The organism is Microlunatus phosphovorus NM-1 (assembly GCF_000270245.1).
Taxonomy (GTDB): Bacteria; Actinomycetota; Actinomycetes; order Propionibacteriales; family Propionibacteriaceae; genus Microlunatus; species Microlunatus phosphovorus.
In genome coordinates this window covers 1,679,732-1,705,022 of sequence record NC_015635.1, presented here as the reverse complement: position 1 = coordinate 1,705,022, position 25,291 = coordinate 1,679,732, and the positions used below count along the sequence as shown (strand labels likewise).

General features: G+C 68.4%; 20 protein-coding genes. 6 read left to right on the top strand and 14 right to left on the bottom strand.

Annotated features, from left to right (window positions below; translation table 11 throughout):
- Window positions 1–8 precede the first annotated feature (8 nt).
- From infB to MLP_RS07635, 3 genes are all read right to left on the bottom strand, one after another.
- Complete coding sequence (gene infB, locus MLP_RS07645; RefSeq protein ID WP_013862471.1) at window positions 9–3,164, bottom strand: translation initiation factor IF-2; 3,156 nt, start codon at window positions 3,162–3,164, stop codon at window positions 9–11.
- A gap of 190 nt (window positions 3,165–3,354) precedes the next feature.
- Window positions 3,355–3,684, bottom strand: coding sequence for a YlxR family protein (locus MLP_RS07640; RefSeq protein ID WP_013862470.1), 330 nt, complete (start codon window positions 3,682–3,684; stop codon window positions 3,355–3,357).
- On the bottom strand, window positions 3,681–4,718 hold the full coding sequence (locus MLP_RS07635) for a TRM11 family SAM-dependent methyltransferase (protein WP_013862469.1): 1,038 nt from the start codon (window positions 4,716–4,718) through the stop codon (window positions 3,681–3,683). Before MLP_RS07635 ends, MLP_RS07640 begins: the two co-directional genes overlap by 4 nt.
- Window positions 4,719–4,828: 110 nt before the next feature.
- On the opposite strand from MLP_RS07635, the gene MLP_RS07630 reads away from it, so the two are divergent.
- From MLP_RS07630 to MLP_RS07615, 4 genes are read left to right on the top strand one after another with little or no spacing between them, the layout of a single operon-like run.
- Window positions 4,829–5,992, top strand: coding sequence for an efflux RND transporter periplasmic adaptor subunit (locus tag MLP_RS07630; RefSeq protein WP_013862468.1), 1,164 nt, complete (start codon window positions 4,829–4,831; stop codon window positions 5,990–5,992).
- A gap of 3 nt (window positions 5,993–5,995) precedes the next feature.
- Window positions 5,996–6,691, top strand: coding sequence for an ABC transporter ATP-binding protein (locus MLP_RS07625; protein WP_013862467.1), 696 nt, complete (start codon window positions 5,996–5,998; stop codon window positions 6,689–6,691).
- A 16-nt stretch (window positions 6,692–6,707) separates the two neighbouring features.
- Entirely contained in the window at window positions 6,708–7,943 is a 1,236-nt protein-coding gene (locus tag MLP_RS07620) for an ABC transporter permease (RefSeq protein WP_013862466.1), read from the top strand.
- Window positions 7,943–9,688 (top strand): HlyD family efflux transporter periplasmic adaptor subunit, encoded by a 1,746-nt coding sequence (locus MLP_RS07615; protein WP_041789834.1) that lies wholly within the window; start codon window positions 7,943–7,945, stop codon window positions 9,686–9,688. The genes MLP_RS07620 and MLP_RS07615 overlap by 1 nt, the downstream gene beginning before the upstream one ends.
- A 34-nt stretch (window positions 9,689–9,722) precedes the next feature.
- Here the strand turns inward: MLP_RS07615 and nusA are convergent, their stop codons facing one another.
- The 3 genes from nusA to MLP_RS07600 all read right to left on the bottom strand — a co-directional run bounded on the left by nusA (window position 9,723) and on the right by MLP_RS07600 (window position 13,276).
- A complete protein-coding gene (gene nusA / locus MLP_RS07610) occupies window positions 9,723–10,688 on the bottom strand; it encodes a transcription termination factor NusA (protein WP_013862464.1) in 966 nt (321 codons plus the stop codon).
- 1 nt (window position 10,689) lies between these two features.
- Complete coding sequence (gene rimP, locus MLP_RS07605; RefSeq protein WP_013862463.1) at window positions 10,690–11,181, bottom strand: ribosome maturation factor RimP; 492 nt, start codon at window positions 11,179–11,181, stop codon at window positions 10,690–10,692.
- Between the two features lie 94 nt (window positions 11,182–11,275).
- Entirely contained in the window at window positions 11,276–13,276 is a 2,001-nt protein-coding gene (locus tag MLP_RS07600; protein WP_083843743.1) for a sulfatase-like hydrolase/transferase, read from the bottom strand.
- Window positions 13,277–13,417: 141 nt separating this feature from the next.
- Between MLP_RS07600 and MLP_RS26190 the strand changes: the two genes are divergently transcribed.
- Together MLP_RS26190 and MLP_RS07590 are read left to right on the top strand one after the other, a co-directional pair.
- Window positions 13,418–14,020 carry a PepSY domain-containing protein gene (locus MLP_RS26190; protein WP_013862461.1) on the top strand — a complete coding sequence of 201 codons (603 nt, stop codon included), beginning with the start codon at window positions 13,418–13,420 and terminating at the stop codon, window positions 14,018–14,020.
- 48 nt (window positions 14,021–14,068) lie between these two features.
- Entirely contained in the window at window positions 14,069–15,118 is a 1,050-nt protein-coding gene (locus MLP_RS07590) for a DUF4439 domain-containing protein (RefSeq protein ID WP_013862460.1), read from the top strand.
- Here MLP_RS07590 and MLP_RS26185 read toward each other — a convergent pair.
- The 8 genes from MLP_RS26185 to MLP_RS07550 all read right to left on the bottom strand — a co-directional run bounded on the left by MLP_RS26185 (window position 15,076) and on the right by MLP_RS07550 (window position 25,260).
- Window positions 15,076–16,872, bottom strand: a complete 1,797-nt coding sequence (locus MLP_RS26185; protein ID WP_013862459.1) for an ATP-binding cassette domain-containing protein — start codon at window positions 16,870–16,872, stop codon at window positions 15,076–15,078. The two genes, MLP_RS07590 and MLP_RS26185, sit on opposite strands and share 43 nt — an antisense overlap.
- Entirely contained in the window at window positions 16,869–18,593 is a 1,725-nt protein-coding gene (locus MLP_RS26180; RefSeq protein WP_013862458.1) for an ATP-binding cassette domain-containing protein, read from the bottom strand. Before MLP_RS26180 ends, MLP_RS26185 begins: the two co-directional genes overlap by 4 nt.
- Before the next feature lie 111 nt (window positions 18,594–18,704).
- On the bottom strand, window positions 18,705–19,496 hold the full coding sequence (locus tag MLP_RS07575) for a sulfite exporter TauE/SafE family protein (protein WP_013862457.1): 792 nt from the start codon (window positions 19,494–19,496) through the stop codon (window positions 18,705–18,707).
- An 18-nt stretch (window positions 19,497–19,514) separates the two neighbouring features.
- Entirely contained in the window at window positions 19,515–21,275 is a 1,761-nt protein-coding gene (locus MLP_RS07570) for a proline--tRNA ligase (protein ID WP_041791613.1), read from the bottom strand.
- A gap of 76 nt (window positions 21,276–21,351) precedes the next feature.
- Window positions 21,352–22,230 (bottom strand): GNAT family N-acetyltransferase, encoded by an 879-nt coding sequence (locus MLP_RS07565; RefSeq protein ID WP_013862455.1) that lies wholly within the window; start codon window positions 22,228–22,230, stop codon window positions 21,352–21,354.
- Between the two features lie 11 nt (window positions 22,231–22,241).
- Entirely contained in the window at window positions 22,242–23,390 is a 1,149-nt protein-coding gene (gene ispG, locus MLP_RS07560) for a flavodoxin-dependent (E)-4-hydroxy-3-methylbut-2-enyl-diphosphate synthase (protein ID WP_013862454.1), read from the bottom strand.
- An 8-nt stretch (window positions 23,391–23,398) separates the two neighbouring features.
- Complete coding sequence (locus MLP_RS07555) at window positions 23,399–24,586, bottom strand: aminotransferase-like domain-containing protein (protein WP_013862453.1); 1,188 nt, start codon at window positions 24,584–24,586, stop codon at window positions 23,399–23,401.
- A complete protein-coding gene (locus MLP_RS07550) occupies window positions 24,583–25,260 on the bottom strand; it encodes an RraA family protein (protein WP_013862452.1) in 678 nt (225 codons plus the stop codon). The genes MLP_RS07555 and MLP_RS07550 overlap by 4 nt, the downstream gene beginning before the upstream one ends.
- Window positions 25,261–25,291: the final 31 nt, after the last annotated feature.

Sequence of the window (25,291 nt, the reverse complement as noted above, 5' to 3'; positions counted from 1 at the left end):
GGCCTATCTCAGTTCCGTGCCTTCTCGCGCATCTCGTAGGTCTCGACGATGTCACCGATCCGGATGTCGGAGTAGTTGGCGACCGTCAGACCGCACTCATAGCCCTCGCGGACCTCGGTGACGTCGTCCTTCTCCCGCCGCAGTGAACCGATGCTCGAGTCGTGGATGACCACGCCCTCGCGCAGCAGCCGCGCCTTGGCATTGCGCCGGATGACGCCGTCGATCACCATGCAGCCGGCGATGATGCCCACCTTCGAGGAGCGGAAGATCTCGCGGATCTCCGCCTGGCCCAGCTGGACCTCCTCGTAGATCGGCTTCAGCATGCCCTTCAGGGCGGCCTCGATCTCGTCGATCGCCTGGTAGATGACCGAGTAGTAGCGGATGTCGACGTTCTCGCGATCCGCCAGCTCGGTCGCCTTGCCCTGCGGCCGGACGTTGTAGCCGACGATGACCGCATCGGAGGCCGCCGCCAGGCTGACGTTGGTCTCGGTGACCGCACCGACACCGCGGTCGATGACCCGCAGGCTGACCTCGTCGCCGACGTCGATCTTCGACAGTGCGTCCTCCAGGGCCTCGACCGAACCAGCGCCGTCGCCCTTGAGGATGAGCCGCAACTCCTGCGTCTCGCCCTTCTCGAGCTGCTCGAACAGCTGGTCGAGCGTCTTGCGCCGGGTGCCGGCCGCCTGGGCCGCCATCCGCAACCGAGCCGCGCGACGCTCGGCGATCTGTCGAGCCATCCGGTCGTCCTCGACGACGATGAAGCTGTCGCCCGCACCTGGCACCGCGGTCAGACCGAGCACCTGGACCGGGAACGACGGCGGAGCCTCGGTCACGTTGCTGCCGTGATCGTCGAGCAGCGCCCGCACCCGGCCGTAGCCGGTGCCGGCCACGATCGAGTCGCCCACCCGCAGCGTGCCGCGCTGCACCAGGACGGTCGCGACCGGGCCGCGGCCCTTGTCCAGGTGCGCCTCGATGGCGACACCCTGTGCATCCATGTCCGGGTTGGCCCGCAGATCGAGCGCCGCGTCGGCGGTCAGGATGACTGCCTCGAGCAGCTCGTCGATGCCCTGCCGGGTGATGGCGGAGACGTCGACGAACATCGTGTCGCCGCCGTACTCCTCCGGCACCAGGCCGTACTCGGTGAGCTGCCCGCGTACCTTCGTGGGATCGGCGCCCTCGCGGTCGATCTTGTTGACCGCGACCACGACCGGGACCTCCGCCGCGAGGGCGTGGTTGAGCGCCTCGATGGTCTGCGGCATCACGCCGTCGTCGGCTGCGACCACCAGGACCGCGATGTCGGTCGACTTCGCACCACGGGCACGCATGGCGGTGAACGCCTCGTGACCCGGGGTGTCGATGAAGGTGATCTTGCGATCCTCGCCGTCGACCTCGGTCGACACCTGGTAGGCGCCGATGGCCTGGGTGATACCGCCGGCCTCGCCCGCCACCACGTTGGTCTGCCGGATCGAGTCCAGCAGCTTGGTCTTGCCATGGTCGACGTGACCCATCACGGTGACCACCGGCGGACGCGCCGCGAGATCCTCCTCGCCGCCCTCGTTCTCGCCGAACTCGATGTCGAAGCTCTCCAGCAACTCGCGGTCCTCGTCCTCAGGCGAGACGACCTCGATGTTGTAGTTGAGCTCACCGGCGAGCACCTGCAACGTGTCCTCGGACACGGTCTGGGTCGCCGTCACCATCTCGCCCATGTTGAACAGCAGCTGGACCAGCGACGACACGTCGACGCCGATCTTCTCCGAGAGGTCGGTCAGCGAAGCGCCCCGAGCGAGCCGGACCGTCTGGCCGTCACCCTGCCGGATGCGTACGCCACCGATCTCCGGTGCCTGCATCTGGTCGAACTCTTGACGACGCTGACGCTTCGACTTGCGACCGCGACGAACCGGACCCCCGGCGCGACCGAACGCACCCTGGGTGCCACCACGACCACCGCGGCCACCGCGCCCGCTGGGCGGACCACCGGGACCACCGCTGCCGCCGGGACCACCCGGACGACCCGGTCCGCCGCTGCGACCGCGGCCACCGGGACCACCGGGACGACCGCCAGTGCGGCTGCTCGGACCGCCCAGCGCACTCTGCTTGGGCATCATCGCCGGGTTGGGGCGCGGCATCCCAGGGACACCGGGACGCGGGCCACCGGGGCCACCGGCACCTGGAGCACCAGTCCGACCGGCCGGTGGCCGAGGGCCACCAGGACGGCTCGGATCGCTCGGGCGACCTGGCCGGGACTGGCCCATGCCCTGCGACGGGGCGAACGGATTGTTGCCCGGGCGCGGTGCGCCACCGGAACGACGAGGACCAGGAGTCGCACCCGGCAGACCGCCGGTGCTCCCGGTGCGTGGCCGCGGACCCGGTTGAGCCTGGCCTGGTGCTCCCGGGGTGCCCGGACGAGCTTGTCCCTCGCCTCGCCGAGGCTGGTCGGGACGACGCGGCTGATCCGAGCGACGGGCCTGGTCGGGACGACGAGACTGATCGGGGCGGGCGCCCTGATCCCGCCGCGCGGGCGCCGACGGACGCGGAGCCTGGCCCTGACCTGGGACCGGGCCACGCGGCTCGGGCCGCGGGGACGGGCGAGCCGGCGTGGTCGGCTGCTCGGCGGTCGGCGTGCTCGCTGCCGGTGGCGTGCTCGGTGCGTTCTCGGCGGGCGGGGCCCCACGGTCGGCACGGTCAGGGCGATCGGTACGGTCAGGGCGATCGGTACGGGCAGCGGGCCGGACCGGCTGACCGGGGGCCCGCGGCACGACACTCGGAGCAGGACGACGAGTCACCGGGGCCGACGGCGTACCGGTCGAAGGTGTGCTCGGGGGACGGGTCGACGGTGCATCGCCGTTGCGAACCGCTGGCTTGGCCGCGGGCGCGGCCGGGGTCGCTGACGGACGGGCCGTCGGGACGCTCTTGGTCGGCGCTGGGCCGGGGCGGGCCGACGCCGGGGCCGGTGTGGTCACCGGGCGGGTGGGCGCGGCCGCTGACTTCTTGGCCGTCGAATCACCGCCGCCGGTGAGCTTCTCCCTCAGCCGACGAACGACCGGGGCTTCCAGGGTGGAGGAGGCCGATCGAACGAACTCCCCCATGTCCTTCGCTTCCGCGAGGACAGTCTTGCTTTCGACTCCGAGCTCCTTTGCAAGCTCGTAGACACGGACCTTGGCCACTGCTCTCCTTGTTGCGGTCCGGTCGAGGAGTCGCCGGACCAGTTAGTTGTCGTTCATGCTCAGCGAGGGGTTCTCATGGAGTGGTCATGAGCGCTAGCCCACCTTCTGGTTCGGCACCGGTCGTCATTACAGCCGGCGCTTGGCACAAAAAACGTCCGACCCCGGATTGGGGCCGGTCCAAGGAGACATCCTATGCCAACGTTCCCCGATTACGCGAAGTCGCCTGTTCGACGGGCACTGACGCAGCGGGCAGTGCGGCCAGCACGGCTGCCGTGACGGCCCTGGGGTCGACGGCTTGTCCGGGAGACAGCCGCAGCGCCCGGCCGATCGCCCGGCGCTTGATCGCGAGCTGGAGGCACCTCTCGTCGCGGTGCAGGTAGGCGCCGCGCCCCGGCTCGACCTGCGCGGGGTCCACGATCGGCCCAGCCGGCCGCCACACGATCCGCAACAGGTTCCGTTTGTCGGCCTGCTGCCGACATCCGACGCAGGTGCGTACGGGCCCTCGCACACCGACAGTCATGGCTTGCGAGCCACTGCGATGTCGCGGGTGATCGACTGGTCGACGCGGTGCGTGAACTCGCGATAGGGCCCGGAATCCAACGACTCCAACCCCGCCGCCGCCAAGGCGGCCAGCATCTCCTCTCGCGGGGCCACCACCGTGTTCCAGGACAGGCCGATCGCCCCACCAGGCCGCAACAGCCGGGCCCACCCGGGCGCCGCCGCGGCGACCAGCTCCAGCGGGCTGCGATGCAGCTCTCGCGGTCCACCCGGTCGCGTTGCGTGCCGCACCCCGTACGGCAAGTCCCCGACCAGCGCGTCGAACGACCCAGCCGCGAAGAACTCGGGAGCACGCAGAGTGTCACCGTGGACGAAGGTCACCTCGAGCGCATCCCCTGCCTTGTAGCTGTCCCGGTCAATACCCACCGAGGCCTTCAGCTGACGACCCATGCTCTGCTTCTGTCGCCGGATCCGAGTGACCTCGGCGTGGTGCTTGAGCCGTTTGCGCTTGAGCCAGGTCTGCAGGAAGGCCGCGTACGCGTCGAAGTCCTTCTCGTCCAGGTCCAGCCCTGCGGCATCCCAGCCGTACATCAGGACCTGGTTGAGGGTGGTACCTCGCCCGGCCAGCGGATCCAGCACCCGCAGGCGCCGATCCAGCATCTGAGAGGCGGCCGCCGACGACAGCACCGTCACATTCAGCAGCAGCTTTGTGAAGTGCTCGTTGGTCTTGCCCTGGTATTTCTGGATGGTCAGCAGATCGTCGTCGAACCGGTCGAGTGGGCTCAGCTCCACCGGCTCCAGCAGGGCACCTCGCCGCGCGAACAGCGCAAAAGCCGACGACAGGTTCGCCAGATAGCCGACAGCTCGCGAGTCCAGCTCGCCCGCCTCGAACACCACGTACGGCACCCCGGCGATCGTCGCCGGCCCCAGCCCGCTGATCGCGCCACCGAGCACCGCCCGGTTGAGCACCTCCAGCTCAGCGCAGGTCAGCCCGACGGACGCCGCGGCATACACACGGTTGGCCGCCGGCTGCACCAGCAACGCGTACTCCCTCACCGGAGCAGCCTACGGTTCAGGGGAAACCCCGGTAGACCGTGACACCGCCCTCACCTAGGGTCGGGGCACAGTCTTGCTCTACCTAGAGATCGACAACCAGGAGCACTCCCGTGAGCCGCAAGCCCCGCGACTCGACCAAGAGGAAGCGACGCTGGCTGCCGATTGTGATCATCGTCGCGGTCGCACTCGTCGCCGGCTCCCTCGGCCTGCTGGCATGGCGCGCGCTGTCGGCCGGCCAGTCGATGATGAACGCCGAGAACCCGCGCACCACCGAGACGGTGACCGGGTCCACCCAGCGACAGACGGTGACCGCGAGCGGCACCTTCGCGCCACGCAATGCCGGCTATCTGTCGTTCCCGACTCCGGGCAAGGTCACCTCCGTCCAGGTCAAAGTCGGCGATCGTGTCACCAAGGACGAGGTGCTGGCCAGGATCGACACCGCCGACCTGCGGTCCGCAGTCACCGTGGCAGAGGCCGAGGTCGAGGCCGCTCAGGAGCAGTTGGACCAAGCCGTCAAGGACAAGGCCGGGGCCGCCACGATCGCGGCCGCCCGCGCCGGCGTGGAGAGCGCCCGGCAACAACTCCGGCTCGCCGAGCACAACCTGGAGAAGGCGACCCTGCGGAGCACCCTGGACGGCGTCGTCGCCGCAGTCAACATCAAGAAGGGCACCCAGTCCGGTCAGGGAGCGGGCTCGACTGATCCGGGCAACTCCGAGGCCGAGTTCGATCCGGGGATGGGTTCGGGCATGGATCCGGGTGGCAGCGACCCCGGCGCCAGTGGACTCGGCGACACCGCCAGCCGAGCCGCGGCCGCCGACATCGTCGTCGTCGATCCGGGCCGCTGGATCGTCGACATCGCGATCAGCAGCAACGACATCGGCCTGATCAAGAAGGGTCAGACCGCGACAGTCACGGCCACGGGGTCGTCGAAGAAGCTGCAGGCGTTCGTTCGGACCATCGGCGTGATCGGCTCGTCCGGCACCGGCGCCGTCACGTTCCCCGCGACGATCGAGATCCGCGGCAAGCACTCCGGGCTCTATATCGGCGGCACCAACACCGTGACGATCACAGTGAAGAAGCACAAGAACGTGCTCACCGTCCCCACCATCGCCATCGAGGAGATCGACGGTCAGACGATGGTCACCAAGGTCGTCGACGGCACCGATCAGCAGGTGCCGGTCAAGCTCGGGGAGACGTTCGGCAACCGCACCCAGATCCTCGACGGACTCGCTGCCGGCGACGAGATCGTCTACTACGGTCTTCCGGAGCGCTGAGCCATGAGGGTGCCGGTGCTGGACCTGCGTGAGGTGCGCAAGACGTACGCCACCGGCGCAGCGGCCGTGGAGGCGTTGCGCGGGATCAACTTGGCTGTCCAAGCCGGTGAGTACGTCGCCGTGATGGGCCCCTCCGGCTCCGGGAAGAGCACCTTGATGCACATCATCGGGTGCCTCGACTGGCTGTCGTACGGGCAGTATCTGCTGCAGGGCAACGATGTCAGTCGGATGGACGAGCGGCGCCTGGCGCACGTGCGCAACCGCGAGATCGGATTCGTCTTCCAACAGTTCAATCTGCTGCCATCCCTCAGCGCACTCCGCAACGTCGAGCTGCCCCTGATCTATGCCGGTGTCCGGCTCGGCGAGCGTCGGTCCCGAGCACGGGAGGCGCTCGCCCAGGTCGGCCTGTCCGATCGGGTCGACCACCGGCCCGGTGAGCTGAGCGGCGGTCAGCAGCAGCGGGTCTCCATCGCCCGGGCGCTGGTCACCAACCCGGCCCTGCTGCTGGCCGATGAGCCGACCGGCAACCTGGACTCCACCTCGACCGCCGATGTGCTCGGACTGTTCGACGGTCTGCACGCCGAAGGCCGCACCATCGTCTTGATCACCCACGAGCACGATGTGGCCGCACGGGCCGGCCGGGCCGTGTACATGCTCGACGGCGAACTCAGCGAAGGTCTGCCGGAGCGCACCGGATGAACGGCCCGGGGACCTCATGAACGCACTGGAGACCTTCCGCACCGCATACGGCGCCCTGCGTGCCCACCGGATGCGCTCCACGCTGACCGTGCTGGGCATCCTGATCGGCATCGCGGCGGTGATGCTGACGGTCGCGCTGGGCCAAGCCGCCCGGACCCTCGTCCTGCAACAGATCACGGCAATGGGCACCAACCTGATCATGGTGACGCCAGGTGGCCCCGACCCACAGCCGGAGGATCCAGACGGCTACCAGAGCTTCGCGTACGCGGCCCTGAGCCTGGCTGACGTCGAGGCGCTGGCCGATCCGGTCAACGCCCCGGATGTCGTCGGGGTCGCGCCGACCAACGAGAGCTACACCACGGTGACGTCCGGGGAGGAGTCGCAGGAGGTGAGCCTGGCCGGCAGCACCCCGGACTGGTTGTCGGTGCGCGGTCGGACGGTCCAATCGGGCAGGTTCTTCTCCGCCGACGAGGCCGCCCGCGGCGCCCGCGTCGTAGTGGTGGGAACGACGACGGCACAGCAACTGCTCAGCGGCGGCGATCCGCTGGGAGCCGAGGTCACGATCGCCGGCCAGAGCTTTACCGTCATCGGAGTGCTGAACAGTGCCGGCAGCGCGCTCGGTGAAGACCAGGACAATTTGCTCGTCATCCCGCGGACGACGTTGCTGCAGCAGATCGACACCTCGTCCAACCCGAACGACGTCAACACCCTCTACCTCCAGGCCAAGGACCAGGAGTCGTTGTCGGCCGCGTACCAGCAGATCGAGCGGACCCTGATGACGCGGCACGGCAACACCGAGGGCGCCAAGGACTTCTCGATCCTCACCCAGCAGAGCCTGATCGACACGGCGAACCAGACGACGGCGATCCTGACCGCCGCCCTGGGCGGGATCGCCGCGATCTCGCTGTTGGTCGGCAGCATCGGCGTGATGAACATCATGTTGGTCTCGGTCACTGAGCGGGTCCGTGAGATCGGCCTGCGCAAGGCACTCGGCGCGACCCCTGCCGCGATCCGCAATCAGTTCCTGGTCGAGGCGAGCATGCTCGGGCTGCTGGGCGGGATGCTCGGACTGCTGCTGGGGATGGGGGTCGCCTGGGTCATCGGGGTGCTCACCGACTTCCCGGTGGTGCCGTCGGTGAGTGCGACCGCACTGGCGCTGGGTGTCTCGCTGCTGATCGGCATCGTCGCCGGCGTGTATCCGGCGGCGCGCGCGGCCCGGCTGGCCCCGATCGATGCGCTGAGGAACGAGTGATGGGCGCCACCGGGCGGAGGATCCTGATCGGCGCGGCCGTGCTGGTGCCGCTCGCCGCCATCGGGGTCGGTGGCGCGTACGCGGCCGGTTTGTTGCGACCGGCGGCACCGGACTATCGGATGGTCGAGGTCACGCGCGGCACAGTGAGCGAGCTCGTTGATCTCACCGGCTCGGTGACCAGGGTGAACCAGGCCAGTGCGACGTTCCCGACCGCAGGCACGGTCACCTGGCTCGGGGTCGAGGTGGGCGAGAAGGTGACCAAGGGCCAGCGACTGGCGCGGATCGAGCGGCTCCCGCTGCAGGTCGAACTGGTAAAAGCCGAATCGGAGCTGACCCAGGCCCGAGCCCAATACTCCGAGGATGTCAAGGCTGCCGAGGATGCCGCCAAGCGGGAGCGGGAAGCCAAGCAGCAGACGGCGAAGCCGCGGCAGTCGGGGACCGACAATGGCTCGGGGCGGTCGAAGGACCCGGGTGCGTCCAGCGGAGCTGGAAAGGACGGTCCGCCGGCCAGCGGGCCAGGCAATCCACCTGGACCTCAGGTCGTGCCCATACCCAAGGCGATGAGTGACTTGCAGACAGCGATCTTGGAAACCAACCAGTTCTGTCGGCCTCTGCTCCCGACCCCCGGCACCACCACCTTGCCCTCGCCGACCGCGAGTCCGTCAGCCTCTGCATCCCCATCGCTTTCTCCCACACCATCGGGATCCCCCACCGCGTCGGCATCGCCCCCAGAAAGTCCCACTTCGTCGACACCGCCGCCGACTCCCACACCCCCCTCGCCTACACCAACTCAGTCGACGAGCACCAACCCAGGCGATCTCGCGATGTGCCTGGAGAAGCTGTCGACAGCGATGGCAGCTCAGCAAGTCGCCTTCGAGGCGGTGAACGTCAGCCAGTTGGCGCTGGACGCCCAGACCAAGGCCCTTGCCGAAGCGGCCGAGGCCCAGGCCAAGGCGATGGCGAAGGCCGCGAAGCAGCAGGCCGAGGCGTTGGCCCAAGCCCAGGCCGAGCTGTTGGCCCAGGCGACGGGTGCTGAGGAGGTCGGCGGTTCGGCCGGCCCGATGAAGGCGCAGTTGGCCCAGGACCTGGTCGCCATCACCCGCGCCGAGCAGGCGGTGCGCAAGGCCCGCGCCGATCTCGACGGTGCGACGCTGCGGGCACCGATCGCCGGGGTGGTCGGCCAGATCGACTTCACCGAGAACAGTGTGGCCTCGGCCGACAGCGGCATCACCATCGTCGGCTCGGGTGCCTCCGAGGTGACCGTCCGGGTGCCGCTGGCGCTGATGGGCAAGGTGACCGCAGGCCGGCCGGCCGAGGTGATTCCGCCGGGAGCCACCAAGCCGGTCCAGGGCAAGGTCACCTCGGTCAGTCTGCTGCCCAATGCCTCCGCGCCCGGCAGCTATGACACGGTGATCAGCGTGGCCCACTCCCCGGTGGCACTCACCACGGGAGTGTCGGCGACCGTACGCATCGAGGTGGCCAGCGCGACCGACGTGCCGGTGGTGCCGATGTCAGCGACCGTCCCGATCGATGAGCGTCAGGCGACGGTCCAGGTGCTCGGTCCGCAGGGCGTCGAGGAACGCACGATCACCACCGGGATCAAGGGCGTGACCCGGATCGAGGTCACCAAGGGCCTCACCGTCGGTCAGCGCCTGGTCATCGCCGATCCGACCAGGCCCTTGCCGAGCCTGGACATCTTCGGCAACGGGAGTGAACCGGCTCCCGAGGAGGAGCAGCCCCGCTGACGGTGCCCATCCGCGCGAGGGTCGGGCGCACGGGCTACTCCGTGTCGGAGCGGATGTCGATCCGCCAGCCGGTGAGCCGAGCCGCCAGCCGGGCGTTCTGGCCCTCACGGCCGATGGCCAGCGAGAGCTGATAGTCCGGCACGACGACGCGAGCGGAGCGGGCAGCCTCGTCGACCACGGTCACCGAGGTCACCTTGGCCGGGGACAGCGCCTGACCGACGAATTTGGCCGGGTCGGGCGACCAGTCGATGATGTCGATCTTCTCCTCGTTCAACTCGTGCATCACCGCCCGCACCCGCTGACCCATCGGACCGATGCAGGCGCCCTTGGCGCTCACGTCGCGGCTGTTGGAGACCACCGCGATCTTGCTGCGGTGCCCTGCCTCCCGCGCCACCGCCTTGATCTCGACGGTGCCGTCGGCGACCTCGGGCACCTCCAGCCGGAACAGCTTCTCCACCAGGCCCGGGTGGGTCCGCGACACCACGACCTGCGGCCCGCGCAACTCCTTGCGCACCGACACCACGTACACCCGCAAGCGGGTGCCGTGCGCGTACGACTCGCCCGGGACCTGCTCCGACAACGGCATGATCGCCTCGATCTTGCCGAGGTCGACCAGCACCGTGCGGGAGTCACGGCCCTGCTGCACGACCCCGGAGACGATGTCGCCCTCGACGCCGGCAAAGTGGCCGTACTTCTGCTCGTCCTCGGCATCGCGCAACCGCTGCATGATCACCTGGCGAGCAGTGGAGGCGGCGACCCGGCCGAACCCGTCGGGGGTGCCGTCGTACTCCCCCACGACCTGGCCGTCCTCGTCCACCTCGGGCACCATCACCGCGACGTGACCCGACTTGCGATCCAGCTGCACCCGCGCACCCGGAATCGGATGGTCGGACTTCTCGTACGCGGTGAGCAGCGCCTCCTCGATGGCCTCCACCAGCAGCCCCAGCGGCAGGTCCTTCTCCCGCTCCATCAGCCGCAACACCGACATGTCGATATCCATCTCAGGCCTCCTCGGGCTCGTCCAGCTCTGGGTGCGGACGGTTGAACTCCACCTGCACGATGGCCTTGGCCACCTCGCCGTAGCCGATCCGCCGCTCCGTGCCGTCGATGTCGAGGTCGACACCGTCGTCATCGCTGGCAACGATCCGGCCCGTCACCACGGTTCCATCACCCAGGTTGACCTGCACGAGCCGGCCTGCGTTGCGGCGCCAGTGCCGCGGCACGACCAGCGGTCGGCTGACCCCGCGCGAGGAGACCTCCAGCGTGTACGGGCTGTTGCCGAATGCGTCAGAGGAGTCCAGCGTGGTCGAGATCGCCTTGGTCGCCTCGGCAATGTCGTCCAGCAGCGGCCCGCGACCGGTGGGCCCCTCGCCGTCGACCACAATCCGCAGCAGCCGTCGCTTTCCGGCCGGCAAGACGTCGATCTCCTCCAACTCCAGCTCGAACTGGGCCAGGATCGGAGTCAACAACGAACTCAGTTGGCTGTCCTTCATACGTCCTCCGGTTGGCCCACGATCCGATTGGGTCGAGCAGTTGTGCGCAGGCCTGACGGCACCTGCAGCGTCCGACCCTACCTGCGCCGCGGGCTCAGCGGGAACGGTGCCCGGCGTAGGTGGCGCGCACCTCGCTGCGCCAATGCAGCAGATCGGCGCGCAGCTCCTTCAGCCGAGCCGCGCTCACGTCACCGATCAGGTTCGTACGCTCCTCCGGATCGGTGGCCAGGTCGAACACCTCATCGGGGCGGTTGCCGAAGTGAGTGATGTACTTCGTGGTCCCGTCGATCAGCGCCAGACAACGGTTGTCGGACTGGCAGGAGACCCGTACCGGTTCGTCGGCGTCCCTGGCATACAGGGAGTCTTCACGCTCCATACCGCCGGTGAGCCGATAGCCGAGCACGTCAGCGACGGTGGCCGGCACGCTCCGGGTCGAGACCGGCCGCTCCACGGTCCGGGAGCGCTGGTCGGTGGGGTCGTAGACCAGATAGGGAACCTTGATCCCCTCGTTGTAGATGGTGTTGTCGTGCTGGCGCAGCCCATGCTCGCCGAAGCCCTCACCGTGGTCGGCGATGACGACCACCATGGTGTCCTTGGCGTGGCCCTCGGCGGCGAGCATGGCGAACACCTTCGAGACGAAGCGGTCCACATACCGCGCGTCGTTGAGGTAGTTGTTGAACTCCTCGTCGTCGGAGTAGTGCTCGAGCTCGAAGCTGGCCGGCAACGTGTAGTCGTGGTGACCGGTGACGGTCAGGTAGGTGAGCAGGAAGGGTTTGTCGCCCTGTTTGCGCAGCCAGTCCCGGCTGGGGTCGAGCATGATGTCGTCCTCCCAGCCGAAGTAGTTGGCCCGGCCGAAGCCTTCGGTCGGGAAGTCTTCGACCGGGAAGAAGTCCTGGTAGCCGAGATTGCGGACCAGCGCAGGGCGCCGCTCGAACTCCCCCACCGCGGACTGGAAGAACGCCGTCGAATAGCCCTTGTCGCGCAACAACGTCGGCAGGCAGGGCGAGGGCAGGCCGATCGGCTCGGACTCGGTCAGCTTGGTGTCCAGCGGCGGCATGAAGCCGCAGTTCGACGCAGTGAGCGCCTTCGAGGTGTGTGGCAACACCGTGTACGCGTTCTCGGCCAAGGTGCTCCGATTCGCCAGCTCGGCGAGGAACGGTGTCGTGTCGCGACTGGGGTTGCCCAGCGAGGTGGCCTCGAAGCGCAGGGACTCCATCGTGATCAGCACGACGTTCTTGGGCCGCTTGCTCGCGGCGTGGCCGTCGGCCGTCGTGGTCTCGGGCACCAGCTTGCTCGCGGGCAGTTCCAGCCGCTCCGCCGAGGCGTGCTGAGTCTCCACTGCCTCGGCACCGAACTCCAGGGCGATGTCCAGAGCCCGGTTGCGGCCGAATGCACCAGCGCCGGTGAGGGTCGGGAACGCCGAGGCGAGGATGAGGATGAAACCGATCGTCACTGTCAGCAGCGAAAGTCGGCGTCGGGTGCTGAGCGACGAGCCGGCGGCCGGCTGCAGCCCGGGCGTGCCCACTCCTGGGAGCCAGCGGCCGCGCGGGGACCGCTTCTTGTAGCGGAGCCGATAGAGCAGGGCCGGTCCGAGCAGCGCGTACGCCACCACGCCGGCCATCAACCACAGATGGGCGCTGGACGCCTCGCTCGCCGCGATGCTTCGGGTGGCAGCCGGATCGGTGATCATCATCCGCAGCCCACCGGCATCCAGAATCGACCCCGACTTGCGGTAATAGCTGTGCGCGACCACCGAGAAGAGCAGGTACGCCGCCACGCTGAGCTGGCAGACGATCAGCAGCACGAGTCGGCGCCGACCGTTGCGGACCAGCCCGAAGGCGACCAGCCAGAGACAGGCCAGTCCCAGATGGGCGAGGAAATCGGAGCGTAGCTGCGCGAGGATCCCGAAACCGGTCGGTGCGTTGTATTGGCTGGTGACTCGCAGCAGACTCAAAGTCAGGTCGAACAGTGCCGCAGGCACCAGCAGCGCTGCCAGATAGAACAGGTCCGGACCGGTCGGAAAAATTCCGGCGACCGCTCTGAGACGGACCGAGAGTCCACCCGTTGCCGCACGCATCCGGGTACTGATTGACATCTCAACGACGTAGGGTAGCAACCTTTGCTTTGCCTGGTCGCCACCTCGACGTGGGACTGGTTCTCCACGGCTGCCAGCTAGCCTGAAATCCCCCAGACTGGGTGGTTTCCGGACCAGCTCGCGCTGGATACGCTGCCCCGCATGCCAAACCCGTTCAGTCTTCGTACGATCCCGTTGCTCGCGGCAGCCTCGGTGCTCCTGGTCACCTCGGCTTGCGGGAGCGAGGGCGCCGATTCCGGCGAGACCGCCCCGACCACCAGCGCCACGAGCGCGACACCCGCACCAGCTTCGACCCCGGCCGAATCTCCGGCCGCCACGGATGCACCCGCCCCCGGTGAGCCGAGCCACGCCGATCCGGCAGCTCGCGCCGCACAGGGCGCGCTGGCCGCAGTCGCCGGCGACGTCATCTCGATCGACCGAGAGCGCGGAAGCACCTGGTCGGTGCTGGTCCGCGGCACCAACGGGAGCGGCACCGAGGTCTATGTCGACGCCACCAACGGAACCGTGAGCCGGAAGCGGTCGGAGCAGTTGCCGGCCGTCGCTCGATCAGCGGCACCGACGTTCACCGCCGTCGAGGCCATCGATGTCGCACTCAAGGCACAGCCGTCCGGCGCAGTCCACGAGCTCGATCTGGATCGAGACCGCGGCCGGGTCGTGTGGGAGATCGAGGTGCGCGGCGGCGGCAACACCGAGTTCTACATCGATGCCTCGACGGGCGAGATCGTCAAACAAGAGCGCGCCTGACGGCGGGAGATCTGGGTGAAGCGTCACTCTCCGAGATAGGTTCGGCGGGTGACGCCGGTCCCCGACTCTGCCCGAACGTCGCGGCGTAGCCTGCTCGCCCTTGGGCTCGGGCTCGCGGCCGTCGCCGGCTGTTCAGCGCCGACCACTCCGGAGCCGTCGGCATCACGCACCCCAGGCAGCAGCGCCGGTGCGGCGGGGACCACCGATGTTCCGACTCCCCTGTTTCCCGGGGCCGCCAACGGCGTGCAACTCGAGGACGACCTGGTCGCCCGCGCCACCCTGGTGCTGGCCGTCGGCGGCAAGAAGCTCGACAAGACAGGTCGGCGGCTGGTGACGTCGATCCGCGACCAGCACCTGGCGCACGCCGCGGCGCTGCGAACCGCGGACCCGACCGATCCCCGGTCCACGGGTCCGGCTCCGACGCCCAGCGTCTCGGACACCCCATCGAGCCGGCCCACCTTCGCGAAAGCGGTTCAGCAACTACTGACGGCGGAGTCCAACGCCGCTGCCGCGCATCGAGCAACGGCCTTGCCCGCCAACGCACTGGCTGCACTGCTGTGGGGGTCTCTGGCCACGTCAGCAGGGGCGACCGCGGCCATCCTGAAGTCCGCCGATCTCGCCGGCGACAAGCCGGATCCAGGGGTTGCCACGATCGGCAAGGTACGGCCGCGCGCACCGATGCCGGTGGTCACGGTGGTGGCTGCCGAGCAGGAGATGGTCCGTCAGTTGCACGCGCTGATCTATGGCTATCAGCTGGCGCTGGGACGGCTCAAAGGCGCCCGTCGGGACGCCGGTGAGGCGGAGCTGCGACGGCACCGGATCCTCCGCGACCGGCTGAGCACCAGACTGCTCGACCGGAAAGCCGACGTGCCGGTCGCCAAGGCCGCGTACGTGCCCAGCACCAATCCGCGCAATGCCGCCACTGCCACCAAGCTGATCCGTCAGATGGAGACCGGCTTCCAGCCGTTCTGCGGCCTCTGGCTCGCGGCCGCCACCACCCCGGCAGAGCGAACGGAGGCACTGAGCCAACTGAGTCGCTCCACCACGGTGGCCCGTCAGTGGGGAGCGTCGCTGTCGACCTGGCCAGGCTGGGCGTAGCCGCGCGCCTGAGCGTCGAACAGACCGCAATAGATCCCACCGGCCGCCATCAGCTCGTCGTGGCTGCCGGTCTCCACGATCCGGCCGCCGTCCAGCACGATGATCAGGTCGGTCATCGTGACGGTGGAGAACCGGTGCGACACCAGCACCGTGATCGCGCCGTTGCGCTCACCCAGAGTCTGCGCTCGCTCGGCGAACGCGGCGAAGATGTCGTGCTCCGACTGGGGGTCCAACGCGGCGGTCGGCTCGTCCAGGACCAGCACGGTCGGGTCGCGTTTGAACAGACCACGCGCCAGTGCCAGCCGCTGCCACTGACCCTTGGACAGTTCGGCACCGTCGAAAGCGGTCCCGAGCTGGGTCTGCCAACCGTCCTCCAGCCGGGCCACGACCGAATCGGCCCCACCGGCCGCAGCCGCCTCGGCCAACTCGGCATCGTCCTGGGCTCGATCGAGATGGGCCACGCCCACGCTTTCCCGGGCCAACAGCTCCAGGTGCGCGTAGTCCTGGAAGGTGCCCGTGGTGGCCGCAGTCAACGCACCGGTCTGAGCACGCACACCATCGACCCGCAACTCGCCGGCAGTGGGCTCGATCAGCCCGGTCAAGATCTTCGCCAGCGTGCTCTTGCCGGCTCCGTTCACGCCGACGATCCCCAGCACGGTCCCGGCCGGAATGGTGATCGAGACATCGCTCAGTGTGGGGGTGTCGCGGCCCGGGTAGGTGTAGCCGATGCCGTCAAGCACCAGAGCCTCGTCGATCCTGGCGATCGGACCGGCTGCCTTCGGCAACCGAGCAGTACGGTCGCGCAGCCAGCCGTAGTGGTCGATCACCCGCATCGCGTCGATAGCCTGGACCCGGAAACTCAGCACGTTCATGATCTGCGCCGCCAGGAAGACACCGAGCCCCGCGACCACGGCAACATCGCCGATCGTGGCCCGGCCTTCCTGTCGCAGCACGATCGCCCACCACACCGCCGCACCAGCACCGAGGCCGTAGATCAACCAGCCCAGGCTGGTGTAGATCACCGCCAGTCCGCGCGCATAGAGCTCGTGTGCGGCCATCTCGTCCCACAGCGCCCGCGCGCGCTCGTCCAACCGGGCGCCAGAGCCGGTGGTCAGGAGCTCCTTCAGCGGGCCGGCACCGACCGCGATCGCACTCAGCTGCTCGTCGAGCCGCAGCAGATGAGCGTTCTTGTCCACCGCGAGGAGATAGAGATCGCCGGCCCGGCCGGCCAACAGGATCGGCGGGATCGCACACAACGCCAAACCGATCAAGGCCGGGTGGATGCGAGCCAGCACGGCCAGCGACACGATGACGGAGACCACGGAGGACACCAGGGCTACCGCAGAGATGGCCGCGTGGCCGAGCCCGTTGCTACGCCGGACCACCACCGACAGACGGTCCAGGAAGACCGGATCCTGCAGGTGCTCGATGGTCGCCGGGCTCGTCGTCCAGTCCAACAGATCGTCGATCAGCAATAGCTCGACCGCATCGGCGATGTCGCGCTCCAGGGTCGCTATCACCCGATAGCCGACGAAGGTCACCACAGCGAAGACGGCACCGACCACGACCGCGAGCGTCACCTGACGATCGAACCCGGCCGGGGCGTGCTGGATCAGCGACCCCTGCACCAACGCCAGCACGGTGGCCGCGATCGCGTCGATGGCCAAGAGCAGCAGCGTGACCGTCGATGCCACCGGCTTCACCCGGAAGCAGTGCGCGAGAACGTGCCGCAACACTCCGATCCGCCGTCTCATGCGAACCTGCTCGCCTGCAGCCGGAACATCCGGGCGTACTCCCCGTCGCACCGCATCAGCTCGTCATGGTTACCGGCCTCGCTGATCCGGCCGTGCTCGAGCAGCACGATCCGGTCCGTGGACCGCACCGTGGAGAGCCGGTGGGAGACCAGCACGATCGTCGCTCCGGTCAGGGTCTTGACCACGCGGTCGTAGAACTCCGCCTCCTGGCCGGCGTCCAGGTGCGCGGTCGGCTCGTCCATGATCATCAGTCGGCGCCCGTGCTGCACACCGTAGATCGCACGGGCCAACGCGACCTTCTGCCACTGTCCACCAGACAGGTCGACACCGCCGTCGAACTGTGCCGACAGTGGCGTCTCCATCCCGGCCGGCAGTGTGTCCGCCAGCTCGGCGGCGCCGGCGAGCTCGAGCGCCCGGATCGCGCCGGCCCGGTCGTCGCTGCCGGGTGCGGACAAGGTCACGTTCTCCAGCAACGACAGCGGATAGCGGACGAAGTCTTGGAAGAGCACCGCCACCTCGGCACGCGGCAGCACCATGGCACGCCCGCTGGTCGGCGCGGTCAGACCGGCCAGCAGCTTCATCAGCGTGGTCTTGCCGGCGCCGTTGGGCCCGACCACGGCAAGCACCTCGCCCGGTTCGATCACCAGGTCCAAGCCGTCCAATACCAGCGGGCCGTCCCCGTAGCGGAACCCGAGATCGGCCAGTTCGATCGTACCATCGGATGAGGTCAGATCGTCGAGTTGCGGCGCCGATCGCAGCCGTTCCCGGACGCGGTCCAAGGCGTCGAGCACCACCTGCCCGTACGCGGCCTGCCAGCCGACCGAGCCCTTTCCGATCAGACCCACTAGTCCAAGACCGGCGACGATGTAGCGCGCCAGGTCGGCTGCTGTGATCGCACCGCGGGCGGCCGACCAGGCCGGGAAGGCCAGGACACCGGCGGCCGTGAGCAGCGCCAGCCCGAACGGCAACACCAAGCCGCGGAACAGCACCGCGTGCCGATGCCAGCGCGGCAGCAGGTAGGTTTCGGCCTCGATCCGTCGTCGCTGCCGCACCCAGTCGCCGATGCCGAAGATCCGGATCTCTTTGGCGACGCCGTCGCCGGTGCCGAGCTCGGTCCAGTACGCCGTGCGGCGCTGACCCCGGGCGCCCTCCGCCTCGGCTGCCGCTTCCCGTTCCCAGGTACGCTGCAGCGCCCATCTGCTGACCAGCATCATGGCGACGGCGGCCACGGCGTAGATCGGTGACAGCGGCACCAACACCACTCCGACCGCAGCGATCTCCAACAGCTCGAACCAGCGCGCGAGCTGGGCCCAGGTGGCGCTGCCGAGCGACTGCTCCCAGCCACGGGCGCCACCGGTCGACATCACGTGCGCCACGTCATCCCGGAAGTCAGGGTCGTCCACCACATCCAGCGACGCCGCGGAAGCGATCGCCAGCCTGACCTCCGAACGCACCTGGCCGTCGACGATCCGGGCCACATACGTATAGAGGAGCCAGACCGCGTGACCCACCGATTCGCCGAGCCACAGGGCGGCAACGAAGGCCACCAACGCCAGCGCGAGAGCCGAACTGGTCGAGGCCCCCGCCTGTGCGACCACCAGACCGGTGGCCCAGGCCGAGACCGGCACCAGTCCGGCCCGCAACACCTGCAGCACCATCAGGAGCGCAACCATGCCTGGAGGCACCATGCGCAGACCCGACAGCAGCCGCAGGCTCCGCACTGTGGATGTCCTCTCTGACTCAGACCTCTGCCGAGGCCTCGCACCGAGCAGGACCCTAGCGGCAATGTCGGACAAACGGGTAGGGCATTTCCTGCGGCATCGTGGCTGAGGTCAGAGCAGTCCGCGCAGGACGTCGTACGCCAGCCGCACGATCAGCAGCGCAACCACAGCAAGGAAGACCTTCCGAACGAAGGTGTTTCCCCTGCTGATCGCGGTCCGGGCGCCGAGGAAGCCGCCGACCAGATTGGCGGCTCCCATCAGCAAACCGAGCTGCCACAAGATCACCCCATGGGCCGCGAACACCGCGATCGCCGACAGATTGGTGACCAAGTTCGCGATCTTGGCCTGGGCGCTGGCGTCCAGGAAGCCCCAGCCCAGCACCCCGACCAGCAAGATCACGAAGAAGGTGCCGGTGCCTGGACCGAGGATCCCGTCGTAGGCACCCACGCCGAGCCCGATCGCCAGCGTCAGCAGATAATGCCGGCGGCCGACCTGCTTGCGCTCGGTCACCAGGCCGAGCTGAGGACGGCGCCAGGTGTAGATCGCCACCACGATCAGGGCCACCAGCACGATCGGGGTGAAGACCTCCTTCGGCAGATAGCGCGCGACCGAGGCGCCCAGGGCGGAACCGACCGACGAGCCCACCACCAGGGGCAGCACGCTGCGCCAGTCGGGTCGGACCTTGATCGCGTACAGGATCGAACTGGTGGCGGTCCCCCACACCGACGAGATCTTGTTGGTGCCCAGGATCGCTGCCGGCGGAGTGGACTCGGGCAGCCCGATCAGCAGCGCCGGCAGCTGGATCAGGCCCCCGCCACCGACGACCGCATCCACCCAGCCGGCCACGAAAGCGGCCAACACCAACGTGAGGACAGTGACAAGGCCGAGTTGAGCCAGCTCCACCTGTTCGGTCTGCCGGGGTCAGTCGATCGACGGGCGTCCGCGTACGACGGCGATGATCCGGCCGACCGCCTCGTCGAGTGGGATGTTCTCGATCTCGCCGGTCTTGCGGTCACGCAATTCGACCAGTCCCTCGGCCAGACCACGCCCGACGACGACCGAGGTCGGCATGCCCATGATCTCGGCGTCGGCGAACTTCACCCCCGGGCTGGCCTTGCGGTCGTCCAGCAGCACCTTGATGCCGGCATCGTCCAGCTCACGAGCCAGATCGGTAGCCGCATTCAGTACGGCTTCGCCCTTGCCGGTGGCCAGGATCTGCACGTCGTACGGCGCGATCTCCCGTGGCCAGCACAGACCCTTCTCGTCACAGGTGCCTTCGGCTACGACAGCCACCGCCCGGGACACCCCTACCCCGTACGAGCCCATGGTGACGGTGACCAGCTTGCCGTTGCTGTCCAGCACCTTGAGACCCAATGCCTCGGCATACTTGCGACCGAGCTGGAAGATGTGGCCCATCTCGATGCCACGGGCCAGCCGGAGCGGCCCCGATCCGTCCGGAGCCGGGTCGCCTTCCTTCACCTCGGCGACGTCGATCACACCGTCGGCGGTGAAGTCCCGGCCGCACACCAGGTCGAAGACATGCCGGCCCGGCTGGTCGGCACCGGTCACCCAGCGGGTGCCCTCGACGACCCGCGGGTCGGTGAGATAGCGGATGCCGGAGGCGTTGTTCTCCCCCAGCACGCCAGGACCGATGTAACCCTTGGCCAGGCTCGGATGGTCGGCGAAGTCCTCCTCGGTGAAGGCCTCCGCCTCGTCCGGTTCGAGGGTGGCGGCGAGCCGTTTCAGGTCCACCTCGCGATCACCGGGCAGCCCGATGGCCAACGGCTCGCGGGTTCCGTCCAGCTTGCGGACCATCACGACCACGTTCTTCAGTGTGTCCGCGGCCGTCCACGCCCGATCTTCCCGGGGCACCTGCGCGTTGGCATGGTTCACCAAGGTCTCGATGGTCGGGGTGTCCGGGGTGTCGTGGACGTGCGCGGCCGGCGCGTTGTCGTACGGCACCGGCTCCGGCGGCACCACATGGACGGCCTCGACATTGGCTGCGTAGCCGCCCGGCGAGGCGACGAAGGTGTCCTCCCCGTTCTCGGCCACGGCCAGGAACTCCTCACTCGCCGAGCCGCCCATCGCGCCGGACATGGCGTGCACGATGACGTACTCGAAACCGAGCCGGTTGAAGATCTTGATGTAGGCGTCTCGATGCGCGTCATAGGACTTCTGCAGTCCGATGTCGTCGATGTCGAAGGAGTAGGAGTCCTTCATCACGAACTCTCGGCAGCGCAGCAGCCCGGCGCGCGGCCGTGCCTCGTCGCGATACTTGGTCTGAATGTGGTATAGGTGCAGCGGCAGGTCCTTGTAGGAGGAGTACAGGTCCTTCACTAGCAGGGTGAACATCTCCTCATGGGTCGGCCCGAGCAGATAGTCGCCGCCCTTGCGGTCCTTGAGCCGGAAGATGTTCGGCCCGTAGTCGATCCAGCGACCGGATGCCTGATACGGCTCGGCCGGCAGCAGGGCCGGCAGATGCGCCTCCTGCGAGCCGATGGCGTCCATCTCCTCACGGACGATCTGCTCGATGTTGCGAAGCACCTTGTAACCCAGCGGCAGCCAGCTGTAGATCCCCGGCGCGGCGCGGCGGATGTAGCCGGCACGCACCAGCCAGCGGTGGCTGGGCACTTCGGCATCGGCCGGGTCCTCGCGCAGGGTTCGGACGAACAACTCCGACAGACGCGTAATCACCGGGCCACCCTATCGGCCGGCGACGGGGGCGAGCACGTCCTATTCCGGGCGCTCAATAGTGGGCTCAGTAGTGGATGGTGGCGAACTCGCCGACGTCGGTGAAGCCGACCCGGGCGTACGTCGCCCGCGCCGGCTTGTTGTAGTCGTTGACGTACAGGCTGACCGTCGGTGCGATGGTCCGGGCCAACTGCACCACCTTCGCCATCGCGGGGGCCGCCAGCCCACGTCCGCGCAGCGCCGGGTCGAGCCAGACGCCTTGCACCTGACAGACCGAGCCCGCGACCGAGCCGACGTCGGCCTTGAACACCACTCGACCGTTCTGGATCAGTCCGAACGCCCGCCCGGAGGAGATCAGCTGCCGGACGTAGAACCGATAGCCGGCCGGATTGCCCTGGACAGGAGAGACGCCGACCTCCTCGGTGTACATCTTCACCGCGGCCTCGTAGTAGCTGTCCCAGTGCTCCAGACCCATCCGGCGGACACCGGGGTCGGGCGTCACCAGCGGCTGATCGAAGATCGCCATCACCGGTTGCCGCGGCCGTACCTCGCGTACCTTGCTCCACGTGCTGCCCCACCGGTGCGAGAGCCGGCGCCACAGGTCGAGGGCCACCTCGGACGGACCGATGATCGAGAAGCAGGTCCGCTCCGGACCGGCGAACTCGACCCAGGCGGCCACTGCGTCGGAATCGGCGTTGACCGGCACCAGATTCGCCCCGGCATGACACATCGAGCGCAACTCGCCATCGCGTTCGTAGCCCCAGATCGGGCAGCCCAGACTGGCCGCAGCGACACCGGCAGCCCGGATCCGCGAACCGACGAACACGTTCTCGATCGGCCGCTGCCCCAACAGGCGCAGCACCGCAGGGAGATCCTCCCGGCCCAACACCCGCACCCGGCCCACACCGCCGCCGGTCGGCATCAAGGGTGGGCGCAGGGCGGTCACGTCAGGTCACGCTAGCCCACGCTGACGGTGGGCGTTCCCTCAGCGGCCGGCATCTCGTCGGCGAGCCGCATCGCCTCTTCGATCAGTGTCTCGACGATGTCGGCTTCCCTGACCGTCTTGATGACCTCACCCTTGACGAAGATCTGGCCTTTGCCGTTGCCGGAGGCGACGCCGAGGTCGGCCTCCCGCGCCTCGCCGGGACCGTTCACGACGCAGCCCATCACCGCGACCCGCAACGGGACCTCAAGACCTTCGAGGCCCGCGGTGACGGCGTCGGCAAGCTTGTAGACGTCGACCTGGGCACGGCCACAGGATGGGCAGGAAACGATCTCGAGCTTGCGGGGCCGGAGGTTGAGCGACTGCAGGATCTGCAGGCCGACCTTGACCTCCTCGGCCGGCGGGGCTGACAGCGACACCCGAATGGTGTCCCCGATTCCCTTGCTGAGCAGGGATCCGAAAGCGACGGCGGACTTGATGGTGCCCTGGAACGCCGGCCCTGCCTCGGTGACCCCGAGGTGCAGCGGATAGTTGCAGGCGTCACTGAGCATCTCGTACGCCCGCACCATGATCACCGGGTCGTTGTGCTTGACGCTGATCTTGAAGTCCCGGAAGCCATGCTCCTCGAACAGACTGGCCTCCCACAGCGCCGACTCGACCAGCGCCTCGGGGGTGGCCTTGCCGTACTTGGCCAGCAGTCGCTTGTCCAGCGAGCCGGCGTTGACCCCGATCCGGATCGAGGTGCCGGTCTCCTTCGCGGCTTGGGCGATCTCGCCGACCCGGTCGTCGAAAGCCTTGATGTTGCCCGGGTTCACTCGTACGGCGGCGCAGCCCGCCTCGATCGCGGCGAACACGTACTTCGGCTGGAAGTGGATGTCGGCGATCACCGGGATCTGCGACTTCCGGGCGATCGCCGGCAACGCCTCCGCGTCGTCCTGGCTCGGCACGGCGACCCGGACGATGTCACAGCCGGTCGCGGTCAACTCGGCGATCTGCTGCAGGGTGGCGTTGATGTTCGCGGTCAGGGTCGTGGTCATGGACTGGACGCTGATCGGCGCATCGCCGCCGACGAGCACCTTGCCGACCTTGATCTGCCGGGTGCGCTTGCGCGGTGCGAGGGTGGGTGGTGGCAGCGGCGGTAGCCCGAGATCAATAGTCGTCATGTCGCCCTCTAGCGTAGGTGCTCGGTCACCAAGTTGCCCAGTGCGGTGATGCCCTGCACCAGCCGATCATCGTCGATGCCGGAGAAGCTCAACCGGGCATGGTTCGGCTGCTGGGTGATCGGGAAGAAGGTGCCACCGGGCACGTACGCCACCTTCGCCCGCGGCAGCAAGGTGTCGGCCATGAACGCGCCGGCATCGAAGCCCTCCGGGAAAGCGAGCCAGGTGAACAGCCCGCCCTCGGAGTGGGTGTAGCTGACTCCTGCCGGAAGCGTGGCGGCGAGGGTCGAGAGCATCAGGTCGCGTTTGTGCCGATACACCGGTCGGGCCTGTGCCAGGTGGGCGTCGATGTCGTACCGGCTCAGGTAGTCGGAGGTGGCGGCCATGTTGAGGGTGCTGTTCTGGGTGTCGGCCGCGAGCTTGAGCAGCGCGAGCTTCTCCAGGATCGCCGGCGCGGCGACCACCCAGCCGAGCCGCATCGACGGCGCGAGGATCTTGGAGAAGCTGCCGAGATGGATGACGCGGCCCTCGGTGTCCAAGCTCTTGAGGGTGGGCAGCGAGGTCCCCTCGTAGCGCAGCGCACGGTATGGGGTGTCCTCGAGAACGATGAGATCGTGCTGGTTGGCCAGTTCGATCAGCCGATGCCGTCGCTCCAGGCTGAGGGTGACACCGGTGGGGTTCTGGAACTCCGGCATGGTGTAGATCAGCCGCGCCCGGGGATTGGCGGCCAGGACGTCGGAGAGGTGGTCGGTGTCGATGCCGCGCTCGTCGGTGCCGACGACGGCATACTCCGGTTCGGTGGGAGCGAACGCGATCAGCGCGCCGAGGAAGGTCGGGTCCTCGGTGACGATCACGTCGCCGGGATCGACGAGCAGCCGCGCGGTGAGATCGAGACCCTGCTGCGCGCCTTGGATGATCAGTACGTCGTCGGCGGTGCAATCGATGCCGTCGGCGGTCATCCGTGCGGCCACCTGGGCTCGCAGTTCGGGAAGCCCATTGGAGGCGGTGTATTGCAGATTCTTAGCGTGCTCGGGGCGCAGCAGCCGGGCGTAGATCTCGGCCAGTTCCTCGACCGGGAACAGCGCCGGGTCCGGGTAGCCGCCGCCGAAGGAGATCACCTCGGGATCGGCGCCGAGTCGCAGCAGTTCGCGAATCGCCGACGGCTGTACGTGCGCGGCGCGCCGGGCAAAGTTCTTCACGAGAAGCTCAGCTTGCTGGGCTCGCCGGCCTGCAGCCGGGCCAGGTGCGCGTCGAAGTCGACGTGGTCGAAGAGCGACTCACCGGCGGCGATCGCACGCTGCAGTCCCTGCTCGCGTTGCTGGATCTCCTCCGCCATGTCGATCACCGAGGCGAAGGCTTCGGCCCCGGCGATCACCACGCCGTCCTCGTCGCCGACCACGATGTCGCCCGGACAGACCTCGACTCCGCCGACGGTGATCGGCACCTGCACCACCGGCTGAGCGGAGGACGCGCCGGGTGCAGAGGGCACGGCGCCTCGGGAGTAGACGGGAAGCTCGAGGGTCGCGAGCGTACGGGTGTCGCGGCAGTAACCGTCGATCACGATGCCGGCCATCCCGCGTCGCAGGGCCTCTGTCCCGAACAACTCGCCGGCCACGGCGTGCTCGGAGCTGCCAGCCACCATGAGCACATCGCCGGGACCGGCCAACCGCAGTCCGGCGAGCATCGGCATCAGATCGTCCCTGGCCTCGACGGTCACCGCGGTGCCGAGGATCCGCAAACCTGGGCGTACTGGCCGGATCTCCGCCGGCAGCACGCCGACCACGCCGCGGCCCGCATCAGCGAGGGAGGTGGTGTCGATGCCGGCGAGCCGGAACAGCAGGTTACGCAGATGCTCGGGTGCGGGAGAGGTCATGGACCCAAGCCTCTCATCCATCCCCTCGCCT